This is a genomic window from Flectobacillus sp. (assembly GCF_049240685.1).
Classification (GTDB): domain Bacteria; phylum Bacteroidota; class Bacteroidia; order Cytophagales; family Spirosomataceae; genus Flectobacillus.
In genome coordinates this window covers 47,397-59,176 of record NZ_JBMLSD010000224.1, presented here as the reverse complement: position 1 = coordinate 59,176, position 11,780 = coordinate 47,397, and the positions used below count along the sequence as shown (strand labels likewise).

General features: G+C 37.8%; 7 protein-coding genes. 4 read left to right on the top strand and 3 right to left on the bottom strand.

What is annotated here, in order from left to right:
* Positions 1 to 605: 605 nt before the first annotated feature.
* The gene (locus ACOVQ4_RS10330) at positions 606 to 2,189 is read left to right on the top strand and encodes a putative maltokinase (protein WP_421820564.1); all 1,584 of its coding nucleotides are present in this window, start codon (positions 606 to 608) and stop codon (positions 2,187 to 2,189) included.
* Positions 2,190 to 2,376: 187 nt separating this feature from the next.
* Here ACOVQ4_RS10330 and kbl read toward each other — a convergent pair whose 3' ends face one another.
* Together kbl and ACOVQ4_RS10320 are read right to left on the bottom strand one after the other, a co-directional pair.
* Complete coding sequence (gene kbl, locus ACOVQ4_RS10325) at positions 2,377 to 3,570, bottom strand: glycine C-acetyltransferase (protein ID WP_421820563.1); 1,194 nt, start codon at positions 3,568 to 3,570, stop codon at positions 2,377 to 2,379.
* A gap of 16 nt (positions 3,571 to 3,586) precedes the next feature.
* The gene (locus ACOVQ4_RS10320) at positions 3,587 to 4,552 is read right to left on the bottom strand and encodes an NAD-dependent epimerase/dehydratase family protein (protein WP_421820562.1); all 966 of its coding nucleotides are present in this window, start codon (positions 4,550 to 4,552) and stop codon (positions 3,587 to 3,589) included.
* A gap of 203 nt (positions 4,553 to 4,755) precedes the next feature.
* Between ACOVQ4_RS10320 and ACOVQ4_RS10315 the strand changes: the two genes are divergently transcribed.
* The 3 genes from ACOVQ4_RS10315 (at position 4,756) to glgB (ending at position 8,421) form a co-directional block, all read left to right on the top strand.
* Positions 4,756 to 5,217, top strand: a complete 462-nt coding sequence (locus ACOVQ4_RS10315; RefSeq protein ID WP_421820561.1) for an Lrp/AsnC family transcriptional regulator — start codon at positions 4,756 to 4,758, stop codon at positions 5,215 to 5,217.
* A gap of 221 nt (positions 5,218 to 5,438) precedes the next feature.
* Positions 5,439 to 6,056, top strand: coding sequence for a trimeric intracellular cation channel family protein (locus ACOVQ4_RS10310; protein WP_421820560.1), 618 nt, complete (start codon positions 5,439 to 5,441; stop codon positions 6,054 to 6,056).
* Between the two features lie 301 nt (positions 6,057 to 6,357).
* Entirely contained in the window at positions 6,358 to 8,421 is a 2,064-nt protein-coding gene (gene glgB / locus ACOVQ4_RS10305) for a 1,4-alpha-glucan branching protein GlgB (protein WP_421820559.1), read from the top strand.
* A gap of 716 nt (positions 8,422 to 9,137) precedes the next feature.
* Here glgB and ACOVQ4_RS10300 read toward each other — a convergent pair.
* The gene (locus ACOVQ4_RS10300) at positions 9,138 to 10,748 is read right to left on the bottom strand and encodes an amidohydrolase (RefSeq protein ID WP_421820558.1); all 1,611 of its coding nucleotides are present in this window, start codon (positions 10,746 to 10,748) and stop codon (positions 9,138 to 9,140) included.
* Positions 10,749 to 11,780 lie beyond the last annotated feature (1,032 nt).

Here is an 11,780-nt window from a genome sequence, read left to right as displayed (position 1 = left end):
GTTTCATCCGTGAAAGGGACGTGTCCTAACCCCTAGACGAACGGACCTGATGGGGACGAAAACGCTTAGATTATGTTTCCTTGTCGTTTTTCGTGGTGCAAAATTACAGCTTTATGGCATTCACTCCAAATGTTTTTTATAAAAAATGCAAAACTATTTTATAATACCTTGATTATGAAATAATTATTTTTCTAAAAATCTTCAAATAATCGCTTCTCAATCTAGAGTAATCGTGTAGAGTAAGATTTAAGTTATGTGTTTAGGCACAAGGCAAAGAGTGTTAAAATGTTTTAATAACCGCAGTCTTGCTTTTTTCTAAAGCCCACTGCTGAAAGCCGTTACCTGAAAGCCCAGAGAACAATCTTAATTATATTTTGCCTACTAACTTAGTATAAATCACAAATAATTTGTTTCCCTCAACTTCGACATTTTAGGTAACACTAACCAAGCATTTTTTATGGCTTGCTCAACAATCCCTGATTTTATCGTAAATTGAACTTCACTATTACTAAAACCCAATGATGACCTCATGAAAAGGCTTTTTTTTCAACTAAATATATTCTAAATTTAAGTCATTAAAATACCATTTTTGTAAACAATCAACTATGAATGAAATCACCTCGACAAATCTCAGCTCCTTAAAGGCTTGGGAGGATATCAAAAATGATACGGCACTTTTTTCAAAATTTGAGACAGAAATTCTTCCCTCTTATATGAATAGTTGTAGATGGTTTGCAGGTAAAGCCCGAGTCCAACAATATTTTAAAATCGCTTCAGCGCTCGAAATACCTATCAAAGACTCCATTGCTTTACTTTGTATTGTTGAGGTAGGTTACGAAAATCTGGAAATTGAGCGTTATCTACTGCCAGTATCGTTTATCGAAGCGGCGCAATCAAACGCAATAGCGCCTGTAGGAATCATTAGTTTGGCGTATATCAATGAAAAGCGTGGTTTTATCATCGATGCCTTATACGATGAGCGTTTTCAGCAGGCTCTCTTCTATCAAATTTCTCACGCTGAATCTATTTATCAACAAGAAGGAAAAGTAGATTTTGTTCGTGGAAAAGGCTTATCTGGCGAAGATATCAATGCTCCTATTACTTCCAAAGCTTTAACCTTATCTTCCTCTAACTCGGCAATGGTGTTTGGGGAAAAGTATTTTCTCAAACTTTATCGAAAGCTATTTAAAGAAACCAACCCTGAGGTTGAAATGATTGAGTTTTTGACAGAGCACTCTGATTTTGCTTTTATTCCTGCCTTTGCGGGAAGCATAACATGGCAACAAGATGGCGAAAGCGAAATCACCCTAGGAATGATGCAACGTATGGTCGATAACCAAGCTGATACTTGGGAGATGACAGGCAACCAGCTCAATGCTTTTGTCAATGCTTTTGTCGACAAAACTTTTGCCATTAAAGAAGAGGTTTTTAATCAGGTAGAATTACTGGCACAACGCACTGCCGAAATGCACTTGGCACTATATGCGCCAGAAGCCAAACCCATGTTTGCAACGCAAAAATTTGATGATACTTACCGCCGTTTTATTCATAAACGCCTCTGCGATTTATTGGATCGTAGATATAATTTATTGATAGAAAAATATACCAGCATCGCCGACCCTGTCACACGCAAATTGGCTTGGGATTTTATGGAGGCCAAAGAACTCATTGACGAATTTGCCGACCAGATTTTGACTAAAGACTTGGATTCCCTTAGAATCAGAATTCATGGAGATTATCATTTAGGACAAGTTTTGGCTACAGCAAACGATTACATTATCATAGATTTTGAGGGAGAGCCAGAAAGCACTATTACCGACCGAAAAATCATGCACTCGCCACTCAAAGATGTGGCTGGTATGATTAGAAGTTACCATTATGCGATTTCGGCAAAGATGCTTAATTCAAACGAAACAGCAGATATGGACGCATTTAGAGTACAAACAGCCGCTGACCGCTGGTATCGGTTAATTATGCAGACCTATTTGGAAAAATACTTGGAAACCTTTGGGCATCCACATCCTCTTTTCAAAAACAATAATGAAATCAACTTTTTATTGTTGATTTATTTGTTGGAAAAAGCAGTTTATGAACTAGGTTACGAAATTAGCTACCGACCCGACTGGGTAAAGATTCCACTAAAAGGAATTGTAAACGTGATTCGAGAAATAGAGAAAATGAAGATGTAACAAAAATCCCCCTTACCAAATGGCAAGGGGGATTTTTTACTACCTATCCCGAATAAATAATAAATTGTTATTTATGAAGCACAAAGTTAATAAATGCCTCTTATTAAAACTATGGAAACACTTGTGATTCATGTCAAATCACTACATGTTTTTTACTATTTTTTATCAAATAATCACAAAAGCCATATTATGCCTTCAAAACGCCAAGCTCCTTCCCTACTTTGGTAAAAGCGGCTACTGCTTTTTGGAGGTGCTCCATGTCATGTCCTGCCGAAATTTGCACACGAATACGTGCTTTGCCTTGAGGCACAACTGGATAGAAAAATCCTATCACATAGATACCCTCCTCTAATAAGCGAGCGGCAAACTCTTGTGCAAGCTTGGCCTCGTATAGCATAATTGGTACAATCGGATGTTCTCCAGGCAATATATCAAAGCCTGCCGCTGTCATGGCATGGCGAAAATATTTTGTATTAGCTTCTAATTTATCACGCAATTCTGTTGAGTTACTCAATACGTCTAATACCTTAATAGAAGCGCCAACAATCGCAGGCGCAAGCGTATTTGAGAATAAATATGGACGAGAGCGCTGACGCAATATTTCTACGATTTCTTTACGGGCAGCCGTAAAGCCACCAGATGCTCCACCTAGCGCTTTACCATAAGTACCAGTAATAATGTCGATACGACCCATCACATTTTTAAACTCATGCGTGCCACGGCCTGTTTTACCCATAAAACCCGATGAGTGGCACTCGTCTATCATAATCATGGCACCATATTGCTCAACCAAATCGCAGATTTTATCTAGCTGTGCAATAGTGCCATCCATAGAGAAAACACCATCTGTTACCACTAAAATACGACGACTTCCTTGAGCTGCCTTCAACTGCTCCTCCAAATCTTCCATATTGTTGTGCTTGTATCTAAAGCGTTTTGCTTTACACAAACGAATCCCATCAATAATAGACGCGTGATTTAATTCGTCAGAAATAATGGCATCTTGCTCGTTCAATAATGGTTCAAAAACTCCCCCGTTGGCGTCGAATGCGGCAGCATAAAGGATACAATCCTCCATACCTAAAAACTCAGCAGTTTTTTGTTCAAGTTCTTTATGAATATCTTGCGTTCCACAAATAAAACGAACCGATGACATCCCAAATCCATGGGTATCAATCGCCTCATGCGCTGCTTTAATAGCCTCTGGATGCGAGGATAATCCTAGGTAATTATTAGCACAAAAATTGAGCACTTCTTTACCTGTATTAATCTGAATATTAGCAGCTTGAGGACTTACGATAATACGCTCTGATTTGTAGAGTCCTGCGTCTTTGATACTATCTAACTCTTGTTGAAGAGCCTCTTTTACACTTCCGTACATAAATAATACTTGGTTATTATTGAGTAATTAAGAGTTTTTGTTGGTATTTTTCAGATAATTTTTCAATCATGACCTGTGTCATACGAGTTAAATCAAACTGAGGCTTCCAACCCCAGTCTTGATAGGCAGCGGTATCATCCACAGATTTTGGCCATGAATCGGCAATCATTTGTCTAAAATCTGGCTGGTATTTTACCTCAAAATCAGGATAATACCTCTTTATCTCGGCCGTAACTTGTGCAGGTGTAAAACTCACACCAGCCAAGTTGTATGAACTACGAATGCGGATATTTTCGACAGGCGCTTCCATTAACTCAAGCGTAGCACGAATCGCGTCGTCCATATAAATCATAGGTAAAAGCGTATCTTCACGCAAAAAACAAGTATAGGGCTTATGTTGCACTGCTTCGTGGAATATCTCCACTGCATAATCTGTAGTACCTCCACCTGGCATTGATTGATAACTAATTACCCCTGGATAACGCAAAGAGCGAATATCTACACCATAACGTTTATGATAGTAACCAGCCCAGTTTTCGCCTGCAACTTTACTGATACCATATACAGTCGATGGGTCCAAATAGGTAGCCTGCGGGGTATCGTACTGTGGGGCACTATCGCCAAAAGCAGCGATTGAACTAGGGAAGAATACTTTGTCGAGCTTTACCTCTCGGGCTACTTCAAAAACATTGAAGAGGGTTCTCATATTGAGCTCCCAAGCACGAAGTGGGTCTAACTCGCCTTTTGCTGAAAGTACTGCAGCCAAATGATAAATTTGTGTAATGCCATGACGATGGACAGTTTCGACCAACGCCAACACATTGGTGGCATCCAACACGACAAACGGACCGTTCTCCTCTCGAGGAGCTACTATATCTGAGCCAATTACTTGGCCGATACCATGTATTTTGCGTAATTGCTCAAGTAATACAGTACCAATTTGACCATTGGCACCAATTACTAAAATTTTGTCTTTTGCCATAGTAGTTGAAGAGTGTAATTCAAAAATATTACTGACAAAAACCAATTTGACAGCAATTATATTGGCGCAAATTTATATTTTCAGTTATATTTATCAAAATATATCCATTATTTCAATAAAAATTACTTTATTATAATATTTTTACCATAAATTTTACTTTTCAAAGAAGACAAAATATTATTTGGGTAGAAAAAATTACTTTTATGGAAGCAATAGACGAAATAGACAAAAAAATCCTAAGGATTTTACAACAAGATGCTAAAGTAACAACCAAAGAAATCGCTAATCAATTGGGCTTGACCATTTCGCCAGTTTATGAGAGAATTCGTCGCCTGGAAAGTGTTGGATACATCAAACAATACGTGGCGATTGTAGATAAAGCACTCTTGGACAACCCCATTATGTGTATCTGCCAAGTGTCCATGCGATACCATAATGAGGAGTTTATCGAAAAATTTGAACAGGCTGTACAACAATTGGAAGAAATCCATGAATGCTATCACATGGCAGGTCAGGTAGATTTTTTATTAAAGATATATATCAAAAGCCTCGACGAATATCATGACTTTGTTAAATACAAGCTTTCAAAACTCGAAAACATTGGTGTCCTCAATACTACCTTCGTTTTGAAAGAAATCAAACATACGTATTCTTATAGTTTTTAATGGTGAATTGTGAATGAAGCATCAGGAGAGTATGGAGGATTCTAAAACTGTTTATTTCGGATATAGGATGTTGGATTTCGGAAGTGTAATCTTTTGCATTTCTTAGGAAAATAAAGGTATTTAACCTTATTTCCGAAATCCGCAATCCCAAATCTGAAATAGTTTGGAATCCTTCGTACAGTACTAATTACCATTCACAATTCACTAATTCATCATTAATTATGGAGCAGCTCTACAAAATCATCAGTATCTTGGGCACGGTGGCTTTTAGTGTATCGGGCGCTTATGCTGGTATTCAAAAACGGTTGGATTGGTTTGGGGTTATTGTTGTCGCTTTTGTAACTGCTGTGGGTGGTGGTACGCTTCGGGATGTATTTCTGGGTCAGCCAGTGCGTTGGATTCATGATGAGGCCTTGGTTTTTATTATATTTGTCAGTGCCCTTGTTGCGATTCTTTTTTCAACATGGATTCCCAAAGTAGATATCCCACTTCAAATTTTTGACGCACTCGGCTTAGGTTGTTTTTATGTATTGGGCTACCAAAGAGGTATTTCAGAAAATAATGAGGTTTTGAGTAGTTTTTTGTTGGGCACTTGCACAGCTTGCGCTGGTGGAGTAATCAGAGATATTTTACTAAACGAAATTCCAATTTTATTTCGAAAAGAAATATATGCAACTGCTTGTTTAGTAGGCTTTTTCACATTTTACCAAATCAAAAACATTGCTAGTTTGGAGGTATATTCAAACCAAATTACCATACTCGTTATTTTTATCGTTCGTATTCTTTCATGGAAGTTTAGGCTTTCGTTGCCTCAAACAAATGCGAATAAATCGAACTGAAATTGTGAAAAACTTTTAAAAAATATTACTTTAGCAGTAATAACCAATCGATAGTTTATTGGTTGTAATTAATTTTATGGCAGATAGCCAAAGTCAATTGATTGATTTCCTTCAGAATTTTGCATGATATATCGAACTAACACCTCTAAAAGGGTAACCGAAGATTTGAAAAACGAAAAAGACATAACCTTAAACGTCAAATTTTCGTCTATTCTCAATGATTGTACTATGACAACCTCTATCTTTACCAAAGTCTATCTAGTTCCTTTTGAAATTTAATCCATTAACCATTTCAGAAAATATGGCTAAGACCACCAAGGCAAAAACTCAATCTGAAGAAGAAGAAAAAGCTGTAACCAAAGCTCCTGCAAAAAAAAGAGTCTCAAAGAAAACTACGGAAGAAGCGCCAGCAGTCGAGACGGCTGTCGTGGTTGAACAAGCACCCGTAGCTCCTCCAGTCGTATTAAAGAATGTTGAAACGTTTACGCGTTTCTCTGACTTCGATATTTCGTTGTTTAAATCTGGAAAACATTTTAGATTATTCGAAAAACTGGGTTCTCATACCACCGAATACCAAGGTGTAGCAGGTACTTATTTTGCTGTTTGGGCTCCTTCAGCAAAAAGCGTATCAGTAATTGGGAATTTTAATTATTGGAATAAAGACTCTCACCACCTTTTTGTCCGTTGGGACGAATCTGGTATTTGGGAAGGATTCATCCCTCATATCGGTAAGGGCGAGGCTTATAAATATTGTATCGAAGCTCATGATGGTCGTAAACTCGAAAAAATTGACCCCTATGCGCACTACTTCGAAACACCTCCTAAAACAGCGTCGATTGTATGGGATAACTGGTACGAATGGACAGACACTGACTGGATGACAACTCGCAAGAGTAAAAACTCTCTTTCGTCTCCCATGTCGGTTTACGAAGTGCATATCGGCTCATGGCGTCGTAAAGGCGAGGAAGAAAAACTATCCTATGTCGAACTAGCAGATCAGCTGGTTGCTTACGTAAAAGAAATGGCCTTTACTCATATTGAGTTTATGCCTGTAATGGAGCATCCATACGAACCATCTTGGGGCTATCAAGTATTGGGGTACTTTGCTCCTTCTTCGCGTTTTGGCACGCCACAAGACTTTATGTATTTGGTAGAACAATGTCATAAAAATGATATTGGGGTTATTCTCGACTGGGTACCATCTCATTTCCCTGGCGATGCTCACGGACTTTATGAATATGATGGCTCACATCTTTTTGAGCACCCCGACATGCGTAAAGGTTATCATCCAGATTGGAAGTCGTATATTTTCAATTATGGGCGTAATGAGGTTCGTAGTTTCTTGATATCAAATGCCATTTATTGGTTAGAGCGTTTCCATGCTGATGGCTTGCGTGTAGATGCCGTAGCATCGATGCTCTATTTAGATTACTCGCGTAATCATGGCGAATGGGAACCAAATATCTTTGGTGGCAACCATCACCTTGAGGCTATTTCGTTGTTCCGTGAACTAAACGAAATTCTTTATGCAGAATTCCCAGACGTTCAAACCATCGCCGAAGAATCAACCTCATTTACTGGCGTATCACGTCCGGTGTATACAGGAGGATTGGGCTTTGGTCAAAAATGGATGATGGGTTGGATGAACGATACCTTGAAGTACTTCGAAAAAGACCCGATGTATCGTAAATATCATCAAGACCAATTGACATTCTCGACGGTTTATGCCTTTACTGAAAACTTTATGTTACCTCTTTCACACGATGAGGTGGTATATGGCAAACAATCATTGGTAGGCAAAATGCCAGGTGACGAATGGCAACGTTTTGCAAATTTACGTTTGCTTTTTACTTATATGTTTACTCACCCAGGCACAAAGCTTTTATTTATGGGTGGCGAGTTTGGTCAAACATCCGAATGGAATTTCTCCAAAGGACTTGAATGGTGGCTATTAGACCATGGTTATCATCAGGGAGTTCAAAATCTGGTTAAAGAATTAAACTTACTTTACCGTAACGAACATGCCATGTTTGATAAACAATTTGCTCCAGAAGGTTTTGAGTGGATTGATACTTCAGACCGCAACAACTCGGTGGTAGTTTATGCACGAAAAGGCGATTCGCACAAAGAGCAACTCATTGTGGTTTTGAACCTTACTCCAATTCCGCATAATAATTATCGTATTGGAGTGCCAATGCAAGGTATATGGCAAGAGATATTGAACTCTGACGATAGCAAATTTGGTGGTAGTGGAAAAACCAACCCTGAACCAATCTTTGCGGAGGAAGTTTCTTGGCAAGGAAAAGCCTATTCTATTCCATTAAATCTTCCTCCTCTGGGTGGTTTAGTGTTGAAAGTAAAATAAAAAAGCAAAACGACTCTCATTTCTGAGAGTCGTTTTGCTTTATATCAACAAAGTATTTTTGGTGTTTTTTCAAAAGAAAAACTTACTTAAACCTCATAAAAAGCGAAACCCTCGAAGCCGCCACTCCAAGGGTTTTCTTGTTTTTTTTGTTATCCTATTTAGAGGATTACTTAAGATTACTTAGGCTATTGTCGATTAATAACTCCAATAAACATCACTGCCGCCACAGCTATTTTATCTTTATTACTAATATAATTTGAATTTGTCGTTAGTGTTTCACTCTTGCCGCCACAATTGTGAACCTTTGACTCTTCAAAGTTAGTAGAATTATTTTTATCCACAATAGAAATGTTTAGTATTTTTCTAAGATTTACATAAAAGATGGAATTTTGATGCATTCATATTAAAATTCAATACTAAAACATATACTCTTTGTTGTCTCAACGTTGAAGGAAGATTATTCAACGCTGATAATGAAATTTCATTCATTTGAAAAATAGCGCAATAAAGCAATATTGAACCTAATTGCACTACTATATCAATAAATCGGTTAGGACTGATTGAAGGATTTGTATCCATGGGAGATTTGGAATTTGCAACCTCATAAACAGAATGTAAACCTATATTTTTTTAAGAAATGGATTCAAAGAAATGGGCATACCTCCGAAATCTAGCCTTTTACGATGAATAGTTTTTCCTTCATGCACAACTGATTATTAGTCTTTCTTGGGTTCTACTTTTCGAACAGTTGGATATTCGATACCTAACTGTTCCAAATACGTTTTGTACTTGGTAGGGTCAAAGTAAAATTGTTTGAGTTTAGGACGATACAGCTCCATGATATTCGCATTAATCGCAATGGCAGGCTTATCTGTCGGAGCAATTAGGGGCTCGTATTTGATATCTTTAGTCTGTACATTTTTATAATAATCCCATGCACTTTCAATGAGTTTTGGTTCGTTTAACAAGTCCAAAATCGTAAGTGCCTCTACTTTTGCTCCAGCAGTGATACCTTTATGCGCAATGGGCGTTGCCATCGAAATAGCATTGGCCCAGTGGTGCCCTGGCAAACCCGGTATGTTTGAAGGATAGCCCAATACAATGGTTGGCAATGACCAAGAAATATCTGCAATATCATCAGAACCTCCCCCCATGGAGCCTACAACCTCTAATACAGTATCTATTTCGGCACGAAGTCCCTTTTGTTCGGGCGAACTAAGCTCTTGCTGAATACCCTTGGCTAGTTGCTGATCGGCATCTGACCATGTTGGTAAACCCACTCGCTTGATGTGAGAGAATGCTCTTTCGGCAATAGGCTTGTTAAAATGCCCCGGCCAGGCGCTACCAAGTACTTCCCACGAAACCTTCGTATCGGTCATCATAGCGGCACCTTGCGCAATTTTCTTTCCAAAATCGTATAACTCTTTGATTTTGGGATAAGTACGTTCTCTAAAATAATACCAAACCGACGCTTTAGAAGGAACTACATTGGGCTGGTCTCCCCCATTTACGACCACATAATGCGAGCGCTGCGTTGGCAAAAGGTGTTCTCTTTTATAATTCCAACCTACATTCATCAATTCTACGGCATCAAGAGCACTTTTACCACGCCAAGGATTAGCAGCTGCATGGGCAGCCTCGCCTTCAAAGTTAAATTTTACCGAAACTAATCCATTATTTCCTGCATCACCGTGTTTTACACTCAAATTACTGTTGACGTGGGTAAAAATACAGGCATCTACATTTTTGAAATAACCATCACGAATATAAAAGGCTTTTGTACCAACCAATTCTTCTGCTACTCCCGGCCAGAGCATTAAAGTCCCTGAAAGCTTTTCACGCTCCATGATTTTTTTGAGCACCAAGGCTGAAGTAATATTTAGTGCCTGACCAGAGTTGTGACCCTCACCATGTCCCGGCGCACCTTCCACAATTGGGTCATGATAAGCAACGCCAGGCTTTTGAGAAGCCTTTGGAATACAATCGACATCCGAACCAATGGCAATTACAGGTTTGCCTGTACCCCAGGTAGCAATCCAAGCTGTTGGAACACCCGAAATTCCCTTTTGAATGGTAAAGCCTTCTTTTTCTAATAGATTAATTAAATATTGAGAGGTTTCAGTTTCTTGAAAACCTAATTCAGCAAAGCTGAAAATCATGTCGTTGACCTGAGCTGAAAACTCCTTTTTTTTGTCAATCTCGTCGATGATTTCTTTCTGAAGTGCTTTCAGTTTTTGAGGAGAAAGTTTTTGGGCTAAAATGGGTTGTGTCAAAAATGCACCTACTATTAATATGAGTGCCTGAAAATTTCGGAAAAATTGTTTCATGGTAATTTAATTTTAGTTTGAAGTAAGATTTGTTCAGCTCAATGCTTTTAGAATTGAAAGAACATACTAAAATTAATGATTTGAGAATGAGATGAAAGTAAAATCGGAAGGAATGAAAAAAAAATAATTAGAAATACTTACAAAGCAGTAATTGAAAGGGGTATAAAATAATAAAGACCCGCAGCAATGCTCCGAGCCTTTACGCAATCCGCCTAAGTAGTTATCTTTTGGGTAATCCACCCATGAGCCGAAGCTCTAATTTTTTTGCTTTCAAGCATTAGCTTTACTCACTCAGTTGAAACTTTCCAACCTTGAATTTTTTTTGGTGATTGAGTAGCGGCTCAATCACCATTCCAGTAGCGTGTGCGGCACTACATTGAAAAAGCGGTCAATATCTAACCTAATATCTTTTAATTGAATCGTTATTCAATTGTTAATTCTAATCCTAGTAATGTGCCAAATTGGCTGATTTTGTAAACCTTTATTTTGTTGTTCTTGATTTACATTACAAATGTATTAACAATAAACGTGCCAAACAAATTTTATGAGAGATTTTTTTAATTTTTTTTCAAAAAAAACTAACAAATACTCTTTTTATCGAATGAACTGACATATCAACGTGCAATTTCACTGATTAATTGCTCCTACATACCTAAACAAGTTTCATGCCAACAAAACTGGCAGATATCTTATTGGCGCAGAAAAAACCTTTTGAAGCACAAGATTTTGAGAGTGAAAAAATTCTACTCTTCTTCTTTATATAAGGGTGTGAAATAACAAATAGGAGGTATAAATAGGTGAGCAAAATGAAATTTAAGTGTTAAGAAATAGGCTATAGGCATTAGGCAAAATAAGAGTTATTATGAAATTATAAAAGCCTTTTGCCTAATGACTGAGGCTTACAGCCTAACGCCAAAAGCATAAAATTTATTTTTTACAACTACTTAAAGAAGAATAGATGCACTTATAAAATAAATCTAAGAAAAGTAGATTACAACTGATTCACAATAGCATTAGCACCAAAAAATCAAC